Source organism: Bacillus sp. FSL W8-0519, assembly GCF_038005585.1.
Classification (GTDB): domain Bacteria; phylum Bacillota; class Bacilli; order Bacillales; family Bacillaceae_G; genus Bacillus_A; species Bacillus_A paranthracis.
In genome coordinates this window covers 2,377,162-2,398,895 of sequence record NZ_JBBOTL010000001.1, presented here as the reverse complement: position 1 = coordinate 2,398,895, position 21,734 = coordinate 2,377,162, and the positions used below count along the sequence as shown (strand labels likewise).

The window sequence follows — 21,734 nt, the reverse complement described above, 5'->3', positions numbered from 1 at the left end:
ATGACAAAGGTGTTTCAACATATCTCTTATTTATTAGTCTGTCCCCCACCTGCAATTAATTTACTACCTGAATATGTACCTTTTTGCATAAACACCTGATTAATCAACTCTTTTTGTTCCGCTTCTGACATTACTCCTGTTCCTTCGCCTAAATTCCCGCTTTGTAATTTCCAAATCTGATTGTGATCCGCATCCATTTTTTCATATTTTCCTTGTTTCCATCTCTCTAAAATATCTGCATATATTTTTCCTTGTACTAGATCATTGTTCTTTACAATATCAAGTAAACTTTCAATACGTTCTTGTGTAATAAAAATATAGCCCCACTTTTGATCAGCTTTCGTTTTTTGATGTGCCATTTCATGTAACGCTGTCTGTATTTTCTCATCTGTCCATTTAAAATTTTTATTAAAGCCGCTATTTGGTAATGAATGATTGCCATTTTCTAAAACCTTTGCATCTTCAGCTTTTACATTACTATCAGCCAGCACTTCTGCTGCCGGAGCAGCGGGTGATGCCTTTTTCGCAGCTGGTTTACTATTATTCAAATAATACAGCATACCATATGTTAAACCTACTCCGATTACCGCCATGCCAGCTATAATTCCAATTATTTTAAAGAATGTTTTCATCTTGCTCGTTTCCTCCCGCATATCTCATTCATAATATCTATTTATCAAAAACAGATGCAGCATCTCTTTTTTCGCTGCTTACTACAATTTTTTCATACTAGTCAACATAAACATAACTTTTACTTTCTAGAAATGTAGCAACTCCATCCTCATCGTTACTTTTAGCAATAAATTTAGCGACTGCTTTTAATTCCTCAACAGCGTTACTCATCGCTACACCAACCCCACACTTCTCTATCATTTCCATATCATTGTAGTCATCTCCAAAGGCAATAACTTCAGATACGTCTCGATTTAAGTGTTGTAGAACATATTGAATACTATTCCATTTTGAAACTTCTGCATGCATAATTTGACACAATGTCCCGTCATCTGTAATGACTGCCTTGCATTCATCAGGCAATTCTTTAATAAATTTCTGGTTTATTGAGCCTTTAGTACAAATAATCGCTTTAGAAGCTTTTTCAAATTCTAAACCTCTTACATCCATAATTTCACATGGTATATTACCAAAATAATAAGTAACATCAAAATTTGAATACAACTTATCACCTATTTCAAGGCAAATCTCATGAAGATTATACTTGTTTGCTATTTCTATGATTTCTAAAATGTTATTTTTAGAAATCTTCATTTCATATAAAATATCATTCCCTTTAAGAACTAGAGCCCCGTTATAACAAATGATAATCTCACTCTTTAACACGTCGGGAATATACTGTTTTATAGCTCTTGGCGGCCTTGCTGTAGCAAAAATCAATTCGTCTCCATTATTTTTACATTCCCTTAGAATATTAATAGATTTCTCTGAAATTGTTTTATCACTTCTTAATAAAGTCCCATCAAGGTCTGAAATAATAATCTTTTTCATACTTATCTTTATTCTCCTTTCACAAATAATAATTCGAAATATTGGTTATTTTTTGGATCACCAGAGCTGCTGCGGATAGTTAATCTCAACTTTCTTTTTTTCTCAATTTAATTCCAAATATCATTTCCATTTGTTATATATTTTTTATTTCCTGAAGTACATACATATTTCCTTATATTGTATTTCTTTTCTTTAAAAATTGAAAGATTATTCTGTCAAAAACACTATCTTTTCTAAATACTAATTCCACTCAAAGCATTTCATTTTAATTTTATAAAAATAAATGATAGCCTTATATTTAAAGGAGATGAATAAATATGAGTTTATTGCATAACGGTTTAACTTTTTTAAACTTTGATGATACGTATTTATTACAAAATAAACTACATTCTTATTCACATGAAGATATTGATTTTACTCATTTAGAACACGCAAATCTATATTGCGAAAACACTTCTTTAATGCATATAAAAAGAGCATTAAATCGCAGAAAGAATAAAGGAATTACTTTTATAGGTTCTGGAAATTATCATTATGTATCTCATTTATTATTAGAAGAAATAAACAAGCCTTTTACCCTTATACTATTTGATCATCATACTGATATGAACTTACAGGGAGCGAATGAACAGACTCTTATTTCCTGTGGATCTTGGGTATCATTTTCTCTTCGAAATAATGATAATTTAAAGAAGGTAATCATTATTGGGCCTTCTTCTCTTACAATTCATTCTAATGATTGTCCATACGTAGAAATTTTTCCAATTGATATATCACATGAAGTATCCATACATACAATACTTTCACATATTCATACAGAAACAATATATGTAAGCATTGATAAAGATGTTTTAGATCCAAAAGTTACTATTACCAATTGGGATCAAGGGCACATGAAATTATCTAGACTTTTACAATTTATTCATTCTCTAATTATGAATAAATCTATTTATGGTATTGATATTTGTGGTGAACTCCCAGTTTATCCTTCTCAACTTTTCTTACCTAAATATAAAAATGCTATTCATAAAAATGAACAAGCAAACTTACAAATTTTAAAAACAATTTATGAAACGAACTTACATATTCAATATGCATAAAAAGAACGAGTACCTTATAAGGTACTCGTTCTTTTTATGCGCGATTTTCTTTTAACCACTTCGTAATCGCATCTAATCTCGAAACATCAAAACGACTCTCTTCACACACATGTAAACTGTTTAAGTTATTTACAATTTCTAGTTCATTCGTTTTTACACTTTTCGCTTCAATTATTTTGCAGTACCCGTCTGTAATGGCATTTAAATTTTCATAATAACGTTGAAACGATTTTGATATATGTAAATGTTTTTCAAAGTTTCTTCTTCTTTTTGTCTCGTCAAATTCTTTCCGTTTTCTAAGTTCTTCATCATTCGTATATAAATAAAAATATTGATCAGGAAAACCAATTTCCCTATGTATCAGCTTTTCTTTATAAAAGTTTTCTATTAAAGATAATGGCTGATCAAATATTTCAAAATGGAAACACCAATTATAACTAAGCGGCTGATAAATGTCTCCATCAAGTATTACTAATTTATATTGCTCTGACTTCTGCATTGCTATTTTCCAGCGCTCTACTTGTTTTTCAAAATACCATGTTCTATGTTCATTTTTTGGTCTTTCAAATAATAAATTCACTTCAGGTATAATATAAGCACCATAATTCTTTTCTAACTCACGACACGTTGTGCTCTTACCAACCGCACTTGCTCCCTCAAACGCTATAATCCCCATAGTTTCTCCCTCTTTCATTAACTAAAATCTCTTTGTTTCGCTTTTCTCCCCCATAACTGTTTCCATAAAACAATTGAAGCGATGGAGAGCATTATTGTTGTAATGATACTGCCTTCAATACCAAATGTGCCTCCATGCAATATTTCTGATCCATTTGTTATAGACTTAAAAATCGGAGTGGAATACACATTTGTACCACTAACGGCGAAACCATATACATTATATTGCGCCCAATTCCAAATTGAGTGCCATGCACATATTCCCCATAGACCATCTTCTTTCAATACGTATAAAGCTGCGTATACTCCAACTAATATTATATTCGATATAGATAATATTGTAATTCCCGGATTAAGGAGATGAAGAAATCCAAATAAAAAAGAAGTAACAATTATTCCAACCCATATACGACCTCTAGTAGAAAGAACCGGGAATAACCAACCTCGTACAATAATTTCTTCAGTTGCCCCTTGTATTAAAAATGCAACTAAGGATCCTAATATACCTACTATTACTGTTGAGGTAATATGTTGTACTTGTAATTTTACACTTCCCATTAGTAACAGCAAAATAACTGGTATTGAAATAAATACAAATCCTATTAATGCACCTTTTAAATACTTTCTCATCCATTTCTCTTTCCAAAAACCAATGGATGAAAATGGCCTTTTTTCTACAAAACGAATCCATATAAATAAAATGAGTATAGCTCCTCCAAATGTTAACAGCATTCTAATATTATCATAAATCCCTTTCATGAATGTTGTTTCAACTTTCGGTAAAAATAACATAAACAACATAAATAGTTCACCTAAAGTCAAAAATATAATGGCTAATATTACAGCAAAGATTGGATGGACTTTTTTTCTCCCTGTTTTTGCTGCTTCAATTATTTTAAATGAATTATTTTTCACTCTCTTTCCTCCTTTTCCTTTATTAATATTTAATTCCCACCAGTTAACAACCATATTTTACCACAAGTGACCTATTAATAATATTTCACTCCATTTTTTACATGATTTTGCATAAACCAAAATTAGGAATAATATATAAATAAAAGAGATGTTTTTGTGTCTTTTACCATCCGATTTCACACTGGTATTACCAGCACTTGCTATTTCCCACCATTTGTTGTAAGATAGTAATTAAGGTCAATTTAACAGTATATTTTCTTTGCATATTATCAAGTATCAATCAGGAACATTTTATATTCCTTATGGGTTTTTGATAATATGTGAAATTTTATTTTTCATTCAAATAAGGCCGAACATATTGTAATCTTTTTAATTTTTAGGAGGCATTACCATGACATTAACAGGTAAAGTAAAATGGTTTAACAGCGAAAAAGGTTTCGGTTTCATCGAAGTTGAAGGTGGCAACGACGTATTCGTTCACTTCTCAGCTATCACTGGCGACGGCTTCAAATCTCTTGACGAAGGTCAAGAAGTTAGCTTCGAAGTTGAAGACGGTAACCGTGGACCTCAAGCTAAAAACGTTGTAAAGCTATAATTCAAACAATAAAAAGGTTGTTACCAGCACGGTTAACAACCTTTTTAATATATAACTAAAATTTTTTACATAAAAGGAGTGGTTACATGTATCGCAATCGAAAGAACGATGTAGCAGAAGTACCACCAGAACAAACCCCTGTCTGGGAATGTGAAGCAGAGGATTGTTTAGGATGGATGAGAAAGAACTTTTCATTTGAAGAAGAGCCTAAATGCCCTTTATGTAAAAGTAGCATGAAAAGCGGAGAACGTTTATTACCTAAGTTAGGTTAATTTTTACTTAACCCCTCTTATTTAAGAGGGGTTTTTTATTATAAATTTAAATCTTCAACATCCGTTCGAACTATAGAATACAATAATGCATCATGTTGCTTATTTCCTTGATGAATATATCCACGTAATAATCCTTCTTTATGAAAACCTATTTTACATAACATTTTACAAGAAGTAACATTTTCAGGGTATGTAATAGCACCAATTCTAAATAAGCCTAAATCTTGAAATCCATAACGAATAATTTCCCTGGCTGCTTCTGACGCATAACCATTCCCCCAATAACGAGGATGTAAGTCATATCCAATTTCAGATCGTTTACTCCATAATTGTAAATTATTTAATCCAATTGTACCTATTAAAGTATTTGTTTCTTTTAATACAATCCCCCATCGTATTGCCTTTTTCTCAAAGTAATTTTTTGAAAAAGATTCAATCATACGTGAAGCTTGTCCAAATTCTGTAAAAGAATTCATACCGTAATAACACGTTACCTCATCCAATGAAAAGATTTCATATATTTTTTGACAATAAGATTGTTCTATTTCAACTAAACGCAAACGTTCTGTTTCTAATATAGGAAATGCCATAGGATCACTCCTTTCTTTCTACTTATTCATTATAGCAGAAAACATATTTATAATTAGGAAAGTCCTCAATGTCCCATTAATCAAATATTTCAAGAGTAGCCTCCCCTCTTAATTCAATACGAAATAAGAGTAACCCTTCTTGCATTTACATGATGCGAAAAATAAAGAGATGATCATAGTACATTGATCATCTCTTTATTCCATACTCACTTTTCCCTTCTAAAACAACACCCTACCCCATACATTTATGGTAAAATATAGTCAATACATTATTTTATTGTGGAGGTGTAAATTTCCTTTGTATATATTCATCAGCTTATCCCTCTTACTCATATTACTCATATTTTTATTCGCAAAAAAGTTCACTCCAAACTCATTCATGATGACTAGTTTTAAAGGCAATAGCTTTAAGACATTTTCAATCAGCATTTTAATCGCCGCTACTCTTTCTCTTTCATATGGAATCTATCACGCAGCAACATATCAATCTAAACATTTAGATATCACATTACAAAATCAAAACTTTACTGTTTTCGGTAACGTTGGAGAGCTTGGATATTTCTCAGAAGAATTATTAAAAAAAGATACAGAAGTTAAGCTACATTTTGCCTCTTGGAAACCAATGCAATTAAATAATCCAGAAATAATAGTAAACTATCCTTCAGGTAAACAGGAAACATGGAAACCGAACATAACATTACTTCCTGCCAATAAATTAAAAGAGAAACATGGTATAAAAGAGCTTTATCAACTCTCATCATATTCATTTAAAGAATCCGGTAATATAACATTAACGATTACTGAGAATCATACAACGAATAAAAAGATCTCAATTCAAGTAAAATAAATAAAATGTCCCTCCGTTATATTGGAGGGACATTTTATTTATATATGTATGCTATATTAATTTGTCGGTTCATTTAATGTTGCAATTATCTTATTTGCAGTGTTCTTTCCATTTCCAATACACGCACCAATACCGACACCGTAATATGAGGCACCTGCTAAGTATACATTAGGATATAGATCCGTCATTTTTTCTTGTAATGTTTGAACTGCTTGATTATGTTCTAAATGATATTTCGGCATTAAATCTTTCCATTTTGTCACTTCAACTACTTCTGGTTCACCTTTAATTCCGAGACTCTTTTCAATATCATATAAAGCGACTCGTACTAGTTCTTCTTCATTATAATTTTTAATCGTTTCATATACCGGATTCGTACTCTTATAAAACATTCTCACTAATAGCTTTTGGTTTCCAGATGTATGTTTCCACTTCCGGCTTGTCCATGTACAAGCATCACAATGTAAATCACTGTTTTCTGTTACGATAAATCCTGTGCCGTCCGCTGGTAATTGTTCATCTAGTATGTCAAATCCTAAGTAAATACTTATAAGTGATGAATTTTTAAATGTATGAAACTGCTCGTTTAACTCATTAGACTGTAATAAACTTTCTGCGATATCATGCGGAGTTGCTAAAACAACATAATCAGCTTGGATTGATTCGTGATTTGCAAAGGAGACTTCATAGCGATTACCTTGTTTACTTACAGCTGTCGTTACAACACCCTTCTTAACAACCGTCTCAGTCAGCACTTCTTCTAAACGATCAATAATCGTAGATAATCCACCTTTAAATGATACGAACTTTTTGTTTCCTGCTGATTGAAACTGCTTTTTATTCTCTTCAAAACCTTTAATAATACTTCCATATTTATTTTTATAATCCAGTAAATACGGTAGTGTAGACGCCATAGTAAGCTCATTCAATTTACCAGAATATACACCTGAAAGCACCGGAGCAATTTGTCTTTCTACTAACTCTTTTCCTAAAAAGCTTTCTAAAAATACAGCAAGAGAAGTATCTTTTGTAAACTCTTTATTTTTCGTTATGAAATCTTTTAAAGCAACAATTTTCCCTTTCGTTGATACTAGCGTACTGCTAAACAACGATCGGGCACTCATCGGTATCCCAAATATAGTATCAGAAGGAATTGGATGTAAAATATTATCCGAATATATGTAAGAAATACCCGTTTCATTATATACCATTTCTTCTTCTAAATTTAAATCTTTTATAAGCGGCATGACATGTTCATTACGAGCAACGATAGAATCTGCTCCGGATTCCATAATAAAATCCTTTTCTTCTACACTATGGATTTTCCCACCTAAGTACTCTTCTTTTTCTACAAGGATTAAATTTAAATCTATATTATAATCCTTTTTTAATTTTTCTAAATAAAACATAGTAGAAAGTCCCGTTATACCTCCACCGATGACAACAACTGTTTTCATATGTATTGCGCTCCTAACCGATACAATTAATAATTCCTTTATTATTATACCCAAAAGTCCTTATATTCGACTAGCAACTTGCGCATTCTGTAAGAAATTAGACAATATATCCGAATAAATTTTTGGTTGATCATTATGTACTAAATGACCGGCAAACGGAATAACGGCAATATGAATATTTCCGTTTAATTGTTTGAACGTTGTAACAGCTGTAACTTCATCTTCTGAATCTCCCCCAGCAATACAGAGTGTAGGTATTTGAAGATTCGCTACATCACCAGTTTCATCGAAAGGATACCAATCTTTAACTTGCCACGATTCAAGCAATGCTTTCCAATCACTTTTTTCATGAATTTGATTCATATACGTTATAACTTCTTCATTTTTCATCAATTGCTCGTGACACTTCGCTTCATACTCCAGAGACTCTTCCCAATTATCCCTCTTAACCGGAAAGATTCCTGAAAAAGTTAATGTTCTCACTTTCTCTGGATACTTTTTTGCAAATAATAAAGCGATTAATCCCCCTAGTGAAACACCCGCTATATGACATCTATCAATTTGTAGATGCTCTAACGTATCATATAAATCCTTTGCAGAACGTAGGAAATAATTCTCCAATGTCCCCCCTGATTTTCCATGCCCTCTTAAATCAGGGCGAATGACTTGATAATTTTGTTCTCGAAAAAATGCTACCTGCTCTTCATATTCTACTAAACCTGTCATACCACCAGAATGTAAAAGTACGATTGGTTCCCCTTCTCCTGAAATGTACGTATGTAATATCATGTATCCGCCTCCTCTAAAACAGAATATTCCATCTATTATTAGTATATAGAATATACATCTGAATTTCCAAATAAAAAAGAACTATAACATTTTCACATCATGTCATAGTTCTTCCTATTTTAAAAACATAAAGTAATTAATCAGTTTGTCTATTTCTTGACTTAATGCCAATACTTTTTCATGTTGAATTCCGTAATCTGATACTAAATATAAAAGTTCTTCTTTCTTTATTTCAATTACTTTTTCCAATTTCACTAATTCCATGTCGTTTTACTTCTCTCTCCAATACTAAAATGTATGTATTTTAGTATAGCCTATTTACATAATTAGTAAAAGTAAAATACTCATGTAAAATCTTACATATTTTAAAATAATATACTAACAACAAATAAATTTATATTTTTGTACCTTAATACAGACCATTAGGCTTCATTACGTATTCATAACAAATCGGAATTTCTCTAAAGTTATATCTTTATATTTTGGAGCCCTCCTAATATGATCAAAGTAACTATATGAGAATTTAAAAACATGTCCAAAATCCCAATCAATTGACAAGCCACCTTTTAAAACAGTTTTATTTTCCATCTTTCTATCCCCCGTAAAAAAATCACTTTATACTCATCCTAAAGATGGCGTCAATACAAATAAAATATGATTGGATTCATCACTCTTATTCAAAAAACGATGTTTCACATTTGGCGGGATACGTACAACATCTCCTTCTTCTAAGAAGTACTCTTTGCCTTCTAACTCCACATAAACTTCTCCTTTCATAACAACAGCAATTTCTTCTTTATCTTCATGTGAATAGTGATTTTCCGTTGTATTTGCTTGTTTATTTAGGTCCATCATTAACATTTCAATACGCGCTTTCATAAAATCTGGTGTTAATACATCGTAAACTATGTGATCGCTATTTTCTCGATATACTTTCTTTCTATCTTTCTTCTTAGAAATGAGTGAATCTGTATCAATCTCATTAATAAATAGTGTAAATAGCGGTACATTTAACGCTTTCGCTATTAATTCCAATACACTTAACGAGGGATTCGCATGTCCTCGTTCAATTTGACTAATTAATGAAGTACTAATTCCTGCATAATCCGCAAATTCGCGAATTGTCATCTTATTTTTCTTACGATAACTTAATACAGTTTGTCCAAGCCTATCATGTATCATAGTAAATCCTTCCTTCGTCCATCATAATATATATTTCATCGCTTTTGTGTTGACTTACTAAACAAAGGCAAATAATCCTTTTCTATCGTCTCCGAGACTTATATACTTACCTTTGTACATTTTATCGTATTTAGTTTATTATAATAGACAATCTATCGGAGGGACAAACTTTGAAATCACCTATTCTTTCATATTGCATCTTATTTTTCGGTGTATTCGCCTTATCAACTTCAGCGATTTTTGTAAAATTGGCAGATGCTCCTGCAACTATCATTGCTTTTTATCGATTATTTTTCGCTGTATTAATTCTGTTGCCATTATTACTTTTTAATCGAAACAATCGAAACGAACTAAAAACAATAACAAGAAGACAATGGGGATTCGGATTCATTTCTGGGCTATTTTTAGCTGCACATTATGTACTATGGTTTGAATCGTTACAATATACTTCTGTAGCAAGCTCTACTGTTATCGTAACGTTACAACCTTTATTCTCAATGATTGGTGGTTATTTTTTATTCAAGGAAAGGTTTACGAGAGGCGCGATTATCGGTTGTCTCATTGCTATTTCAGGAAGTATCATCATTGGCTGGCAAGATTTCCAAATTAGCGTGGAAGCCTTATACGGAGATATTTTAGCATTTATTGCGGCAGGAATTATTACCGCATACTTTTTCATTAGCCAATATGTTCGTAAAGATTTGTCACTTATACCGTATTCGCTCATTAGTTATGGAAGTAGCGCCTGTTTTCTTGGTATATTTGCTTATATGAAACACGAATCTCTTATCCATTACTCTACACAAACTTGGCTATGCTTTATTGGTTTGGCGTTTATTGCTACGATTTTAGGGCAAACGATTTTTAATTGGTTATTAAAATGGATGAGTGCTACTGTAATCTCCATGAGCATTTTAGGAGAAACAATTGGGACTTGTATACTAGCGTACTTTATATTAAATGAGACTATTTCTTTACAACAAGGACTAGGCATTACAGTTATTTTTATTGGTCTTGCATTATTTTTATTACAACCAAATTCTAATAAAAAAGCATGACATTATACTGTCATGCTTTCACTATCCATTATGTACAATTAAACCATCAGGTCTAAAACGACTCATCATAATTTCATTAATAAACTTTCCGTAAGCTTTTAAATTTCCTATCTTTACTCCCTCTTCTACAAATCCGAATTTTTCATATAGAGTTTTCGCTTTAGGATTCGTTTCTAAAACACCTAGTTCTACTCTCTCTAACATTAACCAATTATCAGCCAAATCAAGCATTTTTGTAAGAAGAGCTTTTCCAATGCCTTTATTATGATATTCACTATCTACCCCGATAAACAAATCACCCGAATGAGATCTACGTCCAGGACTTTGGGTTAACCCAACAAATCCTACAACTTCCCCATCATACTCTGCGACAAATTCAAATTGATTTGGTGCTAAATTTCGAATTCTATTTTCCATCGCATCTACACGCATGCTAGGTAAGAAAATCATATAAGGTAAAACGTCATCTTGTATGCATATACGGTGAATCGCTCTGGCATCTTGTATTTCTACTGCTCTTACTTTGATCGTCATATTTTCTTCCCTCCATATTCTTAACAATACATATATTCATTCTAGCCTCCCGCATGAAACCCCTTCTCTCCTTTATTTCTTTATGTTATTTTTATATAATTATTTCGGCATAATATTAGCTTTACGAACAAACTTATCTACATTAACCGGTTAACTTTTTACTTTATTATATAACGCAAGCAGCTTTTCCATTGGAATACCATTTACTTTCATACCGGCTATATCACAATTTTCTATTTCCATATTTTTTAGATTACTACTACTTATCGTACTCCCTTCTAAATCACATCTATTAAATGAAATAGGATATTTATTTTCTCCAAGACTTGTATCTTTAAATTGAACTCCACCTAAAATCACCAAACTAAATTTACTGCCAGAAAGATTTAAATCTGCATATGAAGAACTTCTAAAATTAATATTTCTAAACTTGGATTGACTTACATTACAATTGCTCATATTCATATTCCTTATATTGCTGCCAACAAATGAACTATTTTTTAAATTTACTTGATAATACTCTGTATTTTCCAAGTTGCAGTTTTCGTATTGGCTATTTTTCATGTCTTCATTTTTAAATACACTTTCTTTGTTTGAGCTCGTCCCTATTCTTTTCACGTAACAATACTCATCTTCTGATTCAAAAATTGTTTGGTAACCCATCTTTTTATAAAAATGGTGATTATTAATTTGTCTACTCGATGTTTCGAGATCCCAAATCCTTATGCTTGGATATTCCGCTTCTATTAATTTAATAACATTTGATCCAATTCCTTTCCCTTGATAAACAGGCTCTACAAAAATACGATCAATCCGGCCATATGACTTACCTGAGATCGTAACTATAATTCCCCCGATTATTTTTTCATCCATTATTACTTTATAAGAATCCAATTCTTCGATTGAATATCTCATCATTTCTACTGAAGAATACCCTGGTGGTTGGATGTTATAGTCAATAACATCACCTTGACCACATAACCATCGTTCTGCTTCTTCATCAAATGTTCTTGTCATTATTTCTGTTAATTTTTCAGCATCTAAAATTGTAGCTTTTTCTATAGATATTATTGCCATTTTTGTTTTCCCCTTTATTATTACAAGATAATATTTTTGTAAACAATACAGTTATAAAATAAAGAAAATTAAAATTAATCACTCTACTTATTATTAAACTACAAATCAACCTATATTTTCCACTGTTCTTTAGATGAATAAAAAAGAGACCATGCAATATAAACATGATCTCTTCTATTATTTATTTTCACTTGTATATAATTTAAAATTAGTTTTTATTTCAGCCACTCGTTACAACTATTACTTAACTCCTGTAAATCCTCTATAAATCGACTTGCATGATATCCATCACAAACCGAATGATGTACTTGCAATGAAACTGGTAGCATAACTTTATTTTTTTCATTAAAATATCTCCCACAAGTTATAATAGGTAATAGATAATCAGCATCATTACTAATATTAAGATTAAATCCAGTAAAACTAGTCAAAGGTATGCTAGAAATCGGAAATACATTAGGCGGAGTATTTTCTTTCGTGAAAAGACCATGGACACTAGCATAGTATCTCATATCGTCTTCATAATTTTTATAGAAAGTGCGGAAATCACTTGAATAATCCGTCCATATACTTGAAAAAGACTTATCATCTTTATGAAAGATTGTATAACTCGGGATCATTTCCTCCCAATAGCCTAAAGCTCCTTCATCATTAAAAGATGTTCGAAATTCTTTATGATTATTTACTACTTTAGAAATTAAATATATAAAAACGGGATAAAATTTTACTCCCTTTTGATATACTTCCTCTAATAACATCGTGATATCAACATTAACAGTCATACTAAATGTACATTTCAACTTTAAATAATGCTCAAAATACTGCTCTCTATTCCAATTTTCTCTATCAATTACATGAAACTTCATTTTAATAGCCTCCTAAAATTTTCTTTTTATTTTAGGAGGCTAATTTCCTTGCTTTCACCATAATTGTTCACTCCTAACAGTTTACATTTCACCCTAATTGTTTATTTAATTATATTACATCTATAAGAATCAATTCACATATTTCTGGAAATCCATCCACATACTATAAATAAATCAAATAAAATTTGGAGGATTCATACATGAATAACAAAAATATAAATAAAAAAGAAAATGTTATCGAAAACGCTACACCTATTCAAAATAATAATACTGCCAATCTTACTATCGAAGAACAAGCAATGAACGGCTTATATGGAATGCCAGAAACCGATATTGAAGATGCTGATCATGCTGCATCTGATGATTTGACTTCAAAAAATTAATTACATTGAAAAAAGCCAAGGAAAATATCCTTGGCTTTTTCAACTACGCATCCACTTTTTGTATCTCTTCACTCTTCCTTGAAAGTTTTCCTGGCCAAAAAGCAAAGCGGCCTAAAACGACTGTGATTGCCGGTACAAGTAGTGGTCTTACAATAAACGTATCTAGTAATACACCAATTGCTGTTACAATACCAAATTGAACGAGCACTTGAATTGGAAGTGTTCCTAATACAGCAAAAGTTCCGGCTAAAATTAAACCTGCAGATGTAATGACACTACCTGTTTGTATAACACCATTTTTTACTGCATCCAAATGATTTTGTGTCTTCCTGTTTTTCCATATTTCTGAAACCATAAAGATATTATAATCTTCACCTAAAGCAACTAGAAATACAAATGCGTATAACGGTATTGCACCTTGAATAGCCGGTGCCCCCATACCGAAGTGAAGTAATATCCATCCGGCTCCTAATGCAGAGAAAAATGATAAAACAACAGTTACAATTAAATAAATCATCGCGACAATTGATCGTAAGTAAACAAGTAATAATAAAGCTATAATACTAATCATTACTGGAATAATAACCGCTTCATCACGTTCTGTAATTTGCTTTGTATCATATAATGAAGCCGTTTCTCCGCCAATCCATAGTCGATCTTCTGCATTACTAACCCCAGCATCTTTTAATACTTTTTCTACACGAGTTTTCAATTTAGGGATTTGATCTAATGCTTCAATTGAGTATGGATTTTCAGCTAAAGAAACCTCATACATTTTAATTTGCTTATTTTCTTTCCCCTCTTTTGGCTCTTTCACTGTTTTTACGAAAGAAAATTTCTCTAGTTCTTGTTTAATAGGAAGCTCTTTTCCTTTCGTGTCAACAACAACTTTTGCTGGCGCTAGTTCACCAGCTGAAAAATGATCACTAATTAACGTAAACCCTTCGCGTGAAGGCATATCTTTAGGAAACGATTCTAATAAGTCATACGTGTATTGAATACGTGGTACAAATGATGCCAATCCACCTAATACAAATACAGTAAGCATAATGATTGTCCACGGTCTACGTACTACAACATCTCCAAGTTTTTTACTAAAGGCACCTTTTGATTTTTTAACTTTTACTACTTTCTTTTTCCTTCTTGCTAATTCCTCATTCATCGAAGTTGTTCTCGGTACAAACGGGAAGAATGCAGCTCTACCGAAAATTAATAATAACGCTGGTAAAATTGTTAAAGCAGCGATTCCCATAATAAATACAGCAACACTAAATGGTACTGCAAATCGATGGAAGGCACCATAATGAGCAAGTAATAATGTTCCTAATCCAAGTACAACTGTTAACGCACTCATTATTATTGCACCACCAGAAGCTTTAATTGCAAGTTGCAGCGCCTTATATTTGCTTTCTTCTTCTAACAAGTACTCCCGATATCTCGAAATTAAAAATAAGCAATAGTCCGTTCCAGCACCGAACAATAACACTGTCATGATTGATATCGCTTGGGCATCGACTTTAATCCATCCGTGATCAGCTAAAAAACCGAGTGTAGGACTAATAATGCCGTATGCAAAGCCAACAACAAGTAAAGGTAAAATCGCTAATATTGGTGAGCGGTACAATAAGATTAATAAAACCAATACAAGTAATACAGTAGCAACTAACAATTTCACATCTGCTTGACTAAATAAGCTAACTGCATCCGTTTGAATGCCTACAGGTCCAGATAATCGAACATGTAAACCAGCGTCACTAATTTTTCGTTTGAATGGATCTTCATCGACTTTACTATTCACTATGTTTCTTAAATCTTCAAGATTTCCTTTTAATATATCTGTTCCAGCCGACTTGTTAAAAAATACCGGTGTAACAAATGATGTACCGTCTTTTGAAGTACTTTTTGATAATACTTGTTCCGGGATTGTATCAAATGGTGGTAACGTTGATTGTTCCTTTAAAGGACTAGCTTTTAACTCTTTATAAACGTCTTGTATGAGTTTATAATCTTGTGACTGTAATCCACCATCTCTATACCATACTACTAACAACGGATTCCCCGCATTATTCGGAAACTCTTTTTTCATAAGTGCTTCCGCTTGCTGCGACATAGCTGTTTCGGGTAAATTTTTCGGGTTCGGTTCTTTCGTACTATTTACTTGTGGTAACGTAAATGAAAGTAATAATGTAATAAGAATCCATACCGATAAAGTGATCCATTGCGTATTTTTACCTGCTACAAGCCTCCCTAACATATGTAACGGGTGCTTTTTCATAAAAAACCCACCTTCCTTTTTTCCTCCACTATTAATTATATATACTGGTCGGTTAATTAATCAAGAATGAATAAAAATTATGTTATAATTATCTAAACAATACATGTCAGGAGCGAATGGATTTGGAACAAAAACAACGCCCTCTTGGAAGGCCTCGTCAAAATAAAAATACAAAATCTACAAAAGCAACCATTTTAGAAGTTGCAACTCGGTTATTTCTTACTCAAAATTATCAAGTCGTTTCTATGGAGGAAGTAGCAAAAGTTTGTGGTGTTACGAAAGCAACCGTCTACTATTACTATTCAACAAAAGCAGATTTATTTACCGCTACTATGATTCAAATGATGGTACGTATACGTGAGAATATGTCGCAAATACTCTCTACAAACAATACTTTAGAAGAGAGATTATTAAACTTTGCTAAAGTTTACTTACATGCCACAATGGATATCGATATGAAAAACTTTATGAAAGATGCAAAACTGTCGTTATCTGAAGAACAATTGAAGGAATTAAAAAAAGCTGAAGATAGCATGTATGAAGTGTTAGAAAAAGCACTCGCTAAAGCGATGCAATTTGGAGAAATCCAAAAAGGAAACCCTAAATTTGCCGCTCATGCATTCGTATCTTTATTATCAATTGGGAATTTTAAAGATGAAAATGACAATCCTATTCTTACAAATATAGATGAATTAGCACAAGAAATCGTTTCTTTTTATTGGAACGGATTAGGACGTTAAAATTACATGGGTTTCCTTTAATAAAAAAGCATGTTTGTATTTCTTCAAACATGCTTTTTTATCATTTAAGTGTTTTATTTATATACCAACAATTAGACTACACTTTAGCATCCATTATTAAAAAATTATTATCTTCGACTTTTACAAATTTTGAAGTTGAATCTTTATATTCCCCTTACTTAATCCCCCGTGGTAACAAACTACAGATTCAATATCTAGATTTAAATACTTCTTCAAAGACTGCCGTGCTTCCATAATATTTAAAGTTGTTGGAGCATGAACTCCTCCTAACACTCCATTCACACTATACATCGAGTCTCCAGCGACAAGAATTTTGCTTCGTTTCAAATATAAACTAATATGCCCCGGAGTATGCCCTGGAGTATGGAGAATTCGTATTCCACCGCAATACGGAAGTTCTTGCCCGTCAATCACAGTGTCACTCACTTTTCCTTTTGGTGGATTCTCTACATGTACATCTTTCAATAAAGGTAAATCTCCCTCAATATATGGCTTATCTAACTCGTGCGCATATACTTTAATATCGCTTACACCATTCTCAAATACATCAGGAAGGCTACCTATATGATCTATATCCTGGTGTGTCAAAATCACAACTTTTAGCTTATCAACAGATACCCCAACTCTCTCCATCTCTACTTGTATATCTTCGAATTGTCCAGGAAAACCAGTATCTATTAAAACTGCCATTTCATCATTCCATAAAAGAATTGGGTGAATGATAAATTCTTGAAATTTAAGTTGTAACATTTCTACCCCTTTAGCAATCTCCATACAGCAATTCTCCTTTATAACTGAAGTTTGAAAATATGTACGAGTAAACTGAAAATATAAAGCACCGCTATCTCATAATATGTTTTGTCATCCCAATAGAGAATGCTTCAAACCCTATAGATTCATAATAAGATTGCAATTTTCCCACACACATAAGTTGCGGAATAACCTTGTTTTGTTCGCAGTGATGGATTAATCGTTTCACTATGTCTTTTCCAATACCAATATACTGATACTCCGGCATTACACATACACCGCAAATAACACCTGTTATTACACCATCTGATATAACACGCCCCATACCAATTAATTGTTGCTCTTTAAATGCGTATATTGCATACCAACTTTGTTTACACATTTGTTCTAATTCATTCACTGTTAATTTAAGAGAATTCCATCCTAAAGATTCATATAAAGCTAATAATTCATTAAATTTTGTAGGATGTTCACTTGTGTAGTGTATACTATTTTTCATGTAAATACTCCCTATTCTATAGTTTGTTAATGTTTCATAAAATTCCCCTTATGAAAATTGCGATTGACGTGAAAATAACTAGAACAAACTTCAATAAGAAAGATAGAATTCCTTCTCAACATAAAATAAAAAGAAGTTATCTCACTTGAGATAACTTCTTTTATGTAAGACTCTCATTATATTATCAACCAAAAAATATACAACTGCATACGATTAGCACAAACAAAACTAATAAACCATTTGAGAAATAACCCATTGAATACTACCCCTTTATTAAATTATGTAAAAGATTTTATCATAAAATGATTTACAACTTAATAACTGAAAAAGACATTGTATTCATTAGTTACGTATATTTAGTAATATTTTAATTTCTATTCATATTCTCCTTACTTTATTGTACTAGAAACTAAAAAGAATTCTCTTTCCCTTTTCATCCCTCAACTAAAATTCAATAATACAAATTTCGAAATGTTAATATATGATAAAATAAATTTAACAACACTTTACTTACAATAATAAGGGGGCCTGCTCATGAAGGCGAATCTAGGAACAATAAAAGAACACTTAAACAGTGAAGAAGATATTCTTTCTACACTCTACTGCGTAATAAATTTTGGTTATATCAGTAGATCTGGCATTTTAGCTGCTACAAATAAAAGATTATTGTTCTGTTCTGATGCTATGTTTGGAAAAGGACTAAAATGGGAATTCAAATATACTGAAATAGAAGATTTCAGTCATACGGATGGGGTTGTATTAGAGATGTCTGCAATTCCCTTTATCAAAAAAATAACCATGAACCATGGAGACGATTTTATTGTCTTTGATAATTTTTCAAGCCCACAAAACGTACAATCCTTTTTTAAGTTGGTTCAATCCAAGCAATAAACCTATCAAGACTCTTACATATACCATATTCTTTGACACGGTAAAGCTTATAGAATGTAAAAAGAGGGTTGCATTTGCACCCCTCTTTTTATATGTCACTGTTTTACTTTAAAATCTCTTTTTCACACATAGCTCTACTTATATTTTTTTGACTCATAATACCTTCTTAATTTTCATAATGTTTTCACCTAACTAAACGTATGATTTAGATTATCTTCATTATGCATGCTACAATCTTTCAATAGACCACATTTAACATTATATAATTTTTATAATTAGATAATACAAATTTATTTACGCTACTTTTACAGCTTTATTCTTCAAAATAAACTTTGCAAATAAGAAACGCACAAGTGGCCCCATAATAATTAATTGTAATGGATAAGCCATAATGAAATTTTTAATAAAAATTGTAAAATATATTGAAACAAATGAATCCCCTTGTAGCCCACCATGTAAATGCATCATAGTCATTCCGAAAAATGACATAAAGAACACCATTCCGATTACCATTGCTGTCGCCATCGCAACTATAATATTTATTTTCTTCGATTTATCAAACGGTAACATGAATACAATTTTTTTCGCACAAGGTCCAACGATACATATTTCAATTAATAGCGCAATAATAAATCCAATTAGTAGTTCTAATGCGATCTCCTTAATATGAATTGGCCCTCCTGATCCATTCGTTAGTAAATTGTAAAACGTCATTACGATAACCATCCCAAGGCACATCATCATACCAAATTGGAGGTTTTCCTTTCTTGTTGTTGGCAAAATTCATCATCCTTTCTCTTTGAGTCTTTGTCATTATATCGATATTGGAAACCTCTTCGTAAGTGAACATTTTGTGAACAAATTTAAAACGTTTTCATATATTTTCTTTGCTTTCAACTCAAATTCTCACTTTTACTTATAAAGGTTTTATATATTTCAATGTTGAATTACTAAATTGAAACATTACTACTAGGAGGAGAACCATGAATGAACAAGGATTTTTCGTATATCATATCGTAACAAGGAAAAAAATGAAGATTGGACAAAGCATTCAATTTAATAAAAATCAAACTAATACGCTATTCCACTTCTTTTTTGAAAGAAAACATTTAAATTCTAATGGTAAAGATTCTATACAAATTTTAAAAGAACATTATACAAATGAAGAATTACATATAAAGAATGAAAATGCTACAGTCGTTATGAATTACATGGATCAAACAATTAGAGCCATTAGAGAAACGATTGTGGAAATGGTTAGGCTGCAAGAATATCCTGATTATCCATCAAGATTGTCTTGTTTATATGCTGCTAAAAGCTATGAAGATGCTTTAAAATGGAAAGCATTATTTGATTCTTACAATCGAGAAGTTTTGCAGATTGTTAAACTACGAGTAATCGGAAGTTCTTTTGAAGGTGACGGGAATCTTTTACCGAAAGAAGATGCTATTCCTTTTTCTCAAAAAATGGAACAAGCTAGAGAATATTGGAAAGGAAATGTGAATAACGAACTCCCTGAGCTACTCATTAATGGCGAAATTGAAGTAGTCGAAATTATTGATGACTTTTCCTCAATGCATGTTTAATTTCTAACTAAATCAAATAGGATGGAGATTACAATGATGAAAAAAGTGTACTTCAATCATGATGGTGGTGTAGATGATTTAATTTCACTATTTTTATTACTTCAGATGGATAATGTCAAACTTACAGGTGTTTCAGTTATCCCTGCTGATTGCTATTTGGAACCAGCAATATCTGCAAGTCGCAAAATTATTGATCGCTTCAGCAAAGAATATATTGAAGTAGCCGCATCAAATTCCCGTGCGAAAAATCCATTTCCAAAAGACTGGCGGATGCATGCATTTTATGTAGATGCTTTACCAATTTTAAATGAGGCTGGAAAAGTTATAACACCTGTAGCAGCAAAGCCTGCACATCATCACTTAATAGAAACGCTTCTACAAACGGAAGGAAAAACAACTTTATTATTTACGGGACCCCTAACTGACCTTACTCGTGCATTATATGAAGCTCCCATAGTCGAAGATAAAATTGAACGTCTCGTTTGGATGGGGGGGACATTTCTTACCGCAGGCAATGTACATGAACCAGAGCATGATGGAACAGCTGAGTGGAATTCATTTTGGGACCCTGAAGCAGTAGCTCGTGTATGGGAATCAAAAATTGAAATTGACTTAGTGACACTAGAAAGTACAAACCAAGTTCCATTAACTATAGACATACGTGAACGTTGGGCAAAAGAACGAAAGTATATTGGTGTAGATTTCCTTGGCCAATGCTATGCGATGGTCCCTCCCCTCGTTCACTTTTCAACGAACTCTACTTACTACTTGTGGGATGTACTAACAACTGCGCTTGTCGGAAACACTAACCTCGCAAAAACTCAAACGATTAATAGTATCGTTCATACATACGGACCAAGCCAGGGGCGTACAGTGGAATTTGATGGTGGGCGACCTGTAAATGTAGTATATGATGTAAACCACAATGGATTTTTCAACTATATAACTGAATTAGCAAAGAAGGCTTCTACTTGAACCACTATCTATACGAAAAACACATAGAATGACACCCCTCCAGACAATGATTCCCCATTTAGAATTTGGTTGAAACTACATATTTAAGTATTGAAAAGAGTATTGAATTAAATTTCAATACTCTTTTTGTGCAATTTAATTATATTGGATTCAT

Annotated in this window: 27 protein-coding genes; 10 read left to right on the top strand and 17 right to left on the bottom strand. The window is 32.0% G+C overall.

All coding sequences use genetic code 11. The features are described from left to right. Positions 1 to 26: 26 nt before the first annotated feature. The gene (locus NST14_RS12540; protein WP_000846580.1) at positions 27 to 632 is read right to left on the bottom strand and encodes a PRK06770 family protein; all 606 of its coding nucleotides are present in this window, start codon (positions 630 to 632) and stop codon (positions 27 to 29) included. Between the two features lie 97 nt (positions 633 to 729). Then, positions 730 to 1,503: a Cof-type HAD-IIB family hydrolase gene (locus NST14_RS12535; RefSeq protein ID WP_000720249.1), complete on the bottom strand. Its 774-nt coding sequence runs from the start codon at positions 1,501 to 1,503 to the stop codon at positions 730 to 732. A gap of 317 nt (positions 1,504 to 1,820) precedes the next feature. Here NST14_RS12535 and NST14_RS12530 point away from each other — a divergent pair, with 317 nt between their 5' ends. Then, positions 1,821 to 2,603 carry an arginase family protein gene (locus tag NST14_RS12530; protein ID WP_000054634.1) on the top strand — a complete coding sequence of 261 codons (783 nt, stop codon included), beginning with the start codon at positions 1,821 to 1,823 and terminating at the stop codon, positions 2,601 to 2,603. Positions 2,604 to 2,637: 34 nt separating this feature from the next. Here the strand turns inward: NST14_RS12530 and NST14_RS12525 are convergent, their stop codons facing one another. Beyond that, positions 2,638 to 3,297, bottom strand: a complete 660-nt coding sequence (locus tag NST14_RS12525) for an AAA family ATPase (RefSeq protein WP_000657887.1) — start codon at positions 3,295 to 3,297, stop codon at positions 2,638 to 2,640. Beyond that, positions 3,297 to 4,193, bottom strand: coding sequence for a CPBP family intramembrane glutamic endopeptidase (locus tag NST14_RS12520; RefSeq protein ID WP_229142725.1), 897 nt, complete (start codon positions 4,191 to 4,193; stop codon positions 3,297 to 3,299). Before NST14_RS12520 ends, NST14_RS12525 begins: the two co-directional genes overlap by 1 nt. A 391-nt stretch (positions 4,194 to 4,584) precedes the next feature. Here NST14_RS12520 and cspD point away from each other — a divergent pair, with 391 nt between their 5' ends. Further along, positions 4,585 to 4,788 carry a cold-shock protein CspD gene (gene cspD, locus NST14_RS12515; RefSeq protein WP_000176368.1) on the top strand — a complete coding sequence of 68 codons (204 nt, stop codon included), beginning with the start codon at positions 4,585 to 4,587 and terminating at the stop codon, positions 4,786 to 4,788. Between the two features lie 86 nt (positions 4,789 to 4,874). Continuing rightward, entirely contained in the window at positions 4,875 to 5,060 is a 186-nt protein-coding gene (locus tag NST14_RS12510) for a cold-shock protein (protein WP_000286198.1), read from the top strand. Between the two features lie 38 nt (positions 5,061 to 5,098). Here the strand turns inward: NST14_RS12510 and NST14_RS12505 are convergent, their stop codons facing one another. Then, positions 5,099 to 5,650 (bottom strand): GNAT family N-acetyltransferase, encoded by a 552-nt coding sequence (locus NST14_RS12505; protein ID WP_000885380.1) that lies wholly within the window; start codon positions 5,648 to 5,650, stop codon positions 5,099 to 5,101. Between the two features lie 298 nt (positions 5,651 to 5,948). Here NST14_RS12505 and NST14_RS12500 point away from each other — a divergent pair, with 298 nt between their 5' ends. Continuing rightward, positions 5,949 to 6,497: a hypothetical protein gene (locus NST14_RS12500; RefSeq protein WP_073541502.1), complete on the top strand. Its 549-nt coding sequence runs from the start codon at positions 5,949 to 5,951 to the stop codon at positions 6,495 to 6,497. 56 nt (positions 6,498 to 6,553) lie between these two features. Here the strand turns inward: NST14_RS12500 and NST14_RS12495 are convergent, their stop codons facing one another. The 5 genes from NST14_RS12495 to NST14_RS12475 all read right to left on the bottom strand — a co-directional run bounded on the left by NST14_RS12495 (position 6,554) and on the right by NST14_RS12475 (position 9,925). Next, positions 6,554 to 7,954 carry a protoporphyrinogen oxidase gene (locus NST14_RS12495; protein ID WP_000860368.1) on the bottom strand — a complete coding sequence of 467 codons (1,401 nt, stop codon included), beginning with the start codon at positions 7,952 to 7,954 and terminating at the stop codon, positions 6,554 to 6,556. Positions 7,955 to 8,014: 60 nt separating this feature from the next. Next, on the bottom strand, positions 8,015 to 8,743 hold the full coding sequence (locus NST14_RS12490) for an alpha/beta fold hydrolase (protein WP_000600658.1): 729 nt from the start codon (positions 8,741 to 8,743) through the stop codon (positions 8,015 to 8,017). Positions 8,744 to 8,857: 114 nt separating this feature from the next. Continuing rightward, entirely contained in the window at positions 8,858 to 9,007 is a 150-nt protein-coding gene (locus tag NST14_RS12485) for an aspartyl-phosphate phosphatase Spo0E family protein (RefSeq protein WP_000424361.1), read from the bottom strand. A 168-nt stretch (positions 9,008 to 9,175) separates the two neighbouring features. Then, entirely contained in the window at positions 9,176 to 9,331 is a 156-nt protein-coding gene (locus NST14_RS12480; RefSeq protein WP_000428945.1) for a hypothetical protein, read from the bottom strand. Positions 9,332 to 9,364: 33 nt separating this feature from the next. Further along, positions 9,365 to 9,925, bottom strand: a complete 561-nt coding sequence (locus tag NST14_RS12475) for a helix-turn-helix domain-containing protein (RefSeq protein ID WP_000581024.1) — start codon at positions 9,923 to 9,925, stop codon at positions 9,365 to 9,367. Positions 9,926 to 10,095: 170 nt separating this feature from the next. Here NST14_RS12475 and NST14_RS12470 point away from each other — a divergent pair, with 170 nt between their 5' ends. Continuing rightward, the gene (locus tag NST14_RS12470) at positions 10,096 to 10,983 is read left to right on the top strand and encodes a DMT family transporter (RefSeq protein WP_000841801.1); all 888 of its coding nucleotides are present in this window, start codon (positions 10,096 to 10,098) and stop codon (positions 10,981 to 10,983) included. A gap of 21 nt (positions 10,984 to 11,004) precedes the next feature. Here NST14_RS12470 and NST14_RS12465 read toward each other — a convergent pair whose 3' ends face one another. The 3 genes from NST14_RS12465 to catA form a co-directional block, all read right to left on the bottom strand. After that, the gene (locus tag NST14_RS12465) at positions 11,005 to 11,517 is read right to left on the bottom strand and encodes a GNAT family N-acetyltransferase (RefSeq protein ID WP_000153561.1); all 513 of its coding nucleotides are present in this window, start codon (positions 11,515 to 11,517) and stop codon (positions 11,005 to 11,007) included. Between the two features lie 150 nt (positions 11,518 to 11,667). Next, the gene (locus NST14_RS12460) at positions 11,668 to 12,594 is read right to left on the bottom strand and encodes a GNAT family N-acetyltransferase (protein WP_000974857.1); all 927 of its coding nucleotides are present in this window, start codon (positions 12,592 to 12,594) and stop codon (positions 11,668 to 11,670) included. 215 nt (positions 12,595 to 12,809) lie between these two features. Beyond that, positions 12,810 to 13,460: a type A chloramphenicol O-acetyltransferase gene (gene catA / locus NST14_RS12455; RefSeq protein ID WP_000668565.1), complete on the bottom strand. Its 651-nt coding sequence runs from the start codon at positions 13,458 to 13,460 to the stop codon at positions 12,810 to 12,812. A 200-nt stretch (positions 13,461 to 13,660) separates the two neighbouring features. Here catA and NST14_RS12450 point away from each other — a divergent pair, with 200 nt between their 5' ends. Continuing rightward, entirely contained in the window at positions 13,661 to 13,843 is a 183-nt protein-coding gene (locus tag NST14_RS12450) for a DUF4021 family protein (protein WP_001060594.1), read from the top strand. 43 nt (positions 13,844 to 13,886) lie between these two features. Here NST14_RS12450 and NST14_RS12445 read toward each other — a convergent pair whose 3' ends face one another. After that, positions 13,887 to 16,118, bottom strand: coding sequence for an MMPL family transporter (locus NST14_RS12445; protein WP_000716562.1), 2,232 nt, complete (start codon positions 16,116 to 16,118; stop codon positions 13,887 to 13,889). A gap of 122 nt (positions 16,119 to 16,240) precedes the next feature. Here NST14_RS12445 and NST14_RS12440 point away from each other — a divergent pair, with 122 nt between their 5' ends. Beyond that, positions 16,241 to 16,858, top strand: a complete 618-nt coding sequence (locus NST14_RS12440; RefSeq protein ID WP_000435998.1) for a TetR/AcrR family transcriptional regulator — start codon at positions 16,241 to 16,243, stop codon at positions 16,856 to 16,858. 141 nt (positions 16,859 to 16,999) lie between these two features. Here the strand turns inward: NST14_RS12440 and NST14_RS12435 are convergent, their stop codons facing one another. Together NST14_RS12435 and NST14_RS12430 are read right to left on the bottom strand one after the other, a co-directional pair. Continuing rightward, positions 17,000 to 17,653, bottom strand: coding sequence for an MBL fold metallo-hydrolase (locus NST14_RS12435; protein ID WP_000401513.1), 654 nt, complete (start codon positions 17,651 to 17,653; stop codon positions 17,000 to 17,002). Between the two features lie 67 nt (positions 17,654 to 17,720). Continuing rightward, the gene (locus NST14_RS12430; RefSeq protein WP_000797951.1) at positions 17,721 to 18,128 is read right to left on the bottom strand and encodes a GNAT family N-acetyltransferase; all 408 of its coding nucleotides are present in this window, start codon (positions 18,126 to 18,128) and stop codon (positions 17,721 to 17,723) included. Positions 18,129 to 18,662: 534 nt separating this feature from the next. Here NST14_RS12430 and NST14_RS12425 point away from each other — a divergent pair. Continuing rightward, entirely contained in the window at positions 18,663 to 19,019 is a 357-nt protein-coding gene (locus NST14_RS12425) for a PH domain-containing protein (protein WP_000646618.1), read from the top strand. Positions 19,020 to 19,313: 294 nt separating this feature from the next. Here the strand turns inward: NST14_RS12425 and NST14_RS12420 are convergent, their stop codons facing one another. Beyond that, complete coding sequence (locus NST14_RS12420) at positions 19,314 to 19,799, bottom strand: hypothetical protein (protein WP_001143424.1); 486 nt, start codon at positions 19,797 to 19,799, stop codon at positions 19,314 to 19,316. Between the two features lie 203 nt (positions 19,800 to 20,002). On the opposite strand from NST14_RS12420, the gene NST14_RS12415 reads away from it, so the two are divergent. Together NST14_RS12415 and NST14_RS12410 are read left to right on the top strand one after the other, a co-directional pair. Then, positions 20,003 to 20,605 carry a DUF2441 domain-containing protein gene (locus NST14_RS12415; RefSeq protein WP_001005240.1) on the top strand — a complete coding sequence of 201 codons (603 nt, stop codon included), beginning with the start codon at positions 20,003 to 20,005 and terminating at the stop codon, positions 20,603 to 20,605. 33 nt (positions 20,606 to 20,638) lie between these two features. Beyond that, positions 20,639 to 21,580 carry a nucleoside hydrolase gene (locus NST14_RS12410; RefSeq protein WP_033671930.1) on the top strand — a complete coding sequence of 314 codons (942 nt, stop codon included), beginning with the start codon at positions 20,639 to 20,641 and terminating at the stop codon, positions 21,578 to 21,580. Positions 21,581 to 21,734: the final 154 nt, after the last annotated feature.

Excerpts from the sequence above, each read along its gene's own strand:
- NST14_RS12540 (WP_000846580.1), bottom strand. The coding sequence starts at position 632 with ATGAAAACATTCTTTAAAATAATTGGAATTATAGCTGGCATGGCGGTA.
- NST14_RS12535 (WP_000720249.1), bottom strand. The coding sequence starts at position 1,503 with ATGAAAAAGATTATTATTTCAGACCTTGATGGGACTTTATTAAGAAGT.
- NST14_RS12530 (WP_000054634.1), top strand. The coding sequence starts at position 1,821 with ATGAGTTTATTGCATAACGGTTTAACTTTTTTAAACTTTGATGATACG.
- NST14_RS12525 (WP_000657887.1), bottom strand. The coding sequence starts at position 3,297 with ATGAAAGAGGGAGAAACTATGGGGATTATAGCGTTTGAGGGAGCAAGT.
- cspD (WP_000176368.1), top strand. The coding sequence starts at position 4,585 with ATGACATTAACAGGTAAAGTAAAATGGTTTAACAGCGAAAAAGGTTTC.
- NST14_RS12510 (WP_000286198.1), top strand. The coding sequence starts at position 4,875 with ATGTATCGCAATCGAAAGAACGATGTAGCAGAAGTACCACCAGAACAA.
- NST14_RS12505 (WP_000885380.1), bottom strand. The coding sequence starts at position 5,650 with ATGGCATTTCCTATATTAGAAACAGAACGTTTGCGTTTAGTTGAAATA.
- NST14_RS12495 (WP_000860368.1), bottom strand. The coding sequence starts at position 7,954 with ATGAAAACAGTTGTTGTCATCGGTGGAGGTATAACGGGACTTTCTACT.
- NST14_RS12490 (WP_000600658.1), bottom strand. The coding sequence starts at position 8,743 with ATGATATTACATACGTACATTTCAGGAGAAGGGGAACCAATCGTACTT.
- NST14_RS12485 (WP_000424361.1), bottom strand. The coding sequence starts at position 9,007 with ATGGAATTAGTGAAATTGGAAAAAGTAATTGAAATAAAGAAAGAAGAA.
- NST14_RS12480 (WP_000428945.1), bottom strand. The coding sequence starts at position 9,331 with ATGGAAAATAAAACTGTTTTAAAAGGTGGCTTGTCAATTGATTGGGAT.
- NST14_RS12475 (WP_000581024.1), bottom strand. The coding sequence starts at position 9,925 with ATGATACATGATAGGCTTGGACAAACTGTATTAAGTTATCGTAAGAAA.
- NST14_RS12465 (WP_000153561.1), bottom strand. The coding sequence starts at position 11,517 with ATGACGATCAAAGTAAGAGCAGTAGAAATACAAGATGCCAGAGCGATT.
- NST14_RS12460 (WP_000974857.1), bottom strand. The coding sequence starts at position 12,594 with ATGGCAATAATATCTATAGAAAAAGCTACAATTTTAGATGCTGAAAAA.
- catA (WP_000668565.1), bottom strand. The coding sequence starts at position 13,460 with ATGAAGTTTCATGTAATTGATAGAGAAAATTGGAATAGAGAGCAGTAT.
- NST14_RS12450 (WP_001060594.1), top strand. The coding sequence starts at position 13,661 with ATGAATAACAAAAATATAAATAAAAAAGAAAATGTTATCGAAAACGCT.
- NST14_RS12445 (WP_000716562.1), bottom strand. The coding sequence starts at position 16,118 with ATGAAAAAGCACCCGTTACATATGTTAGGGAGGCTTGTAGCAGGTAAA.
- NST14_RS12435 (WP_000401513.1), bottom strand. The coding sequence starts at position 17,653 with ATGGAGATTGCTAAAGGGGTAGAAATGTTACAACTTAAATTTCAAGAA.
- NST14_RS12430 (WP_000797951.1), bottom strand. The coding sequence starts at position 18,128 with ATGAAAAATAGTATACACTACACAAGTGAACATCCTACAAAATTTAAT.
- NST14_RS12425 (WP_000646618.1), top strand. The coding sequence starts at position 18,663 with ATGAAGGCGAATCTAGGAACAATAAAAGAACACTTAAACAGTGAAGAA.
- NST14_RS12415 (WP_001005240.1), top strand. The coding sequence starts at position 20,003 with ATGAATGAACAAGGATTTTTCGTATATCATATCGTAACAAGGAAAAAA.
- NST14_RS12410 (WP_033671930.1), top strand. The coding sequence starts at position 20,639 with ATGATGAAAAAAGTGTACTTCAATCATGATGGTGGTGTAGATGATTTA.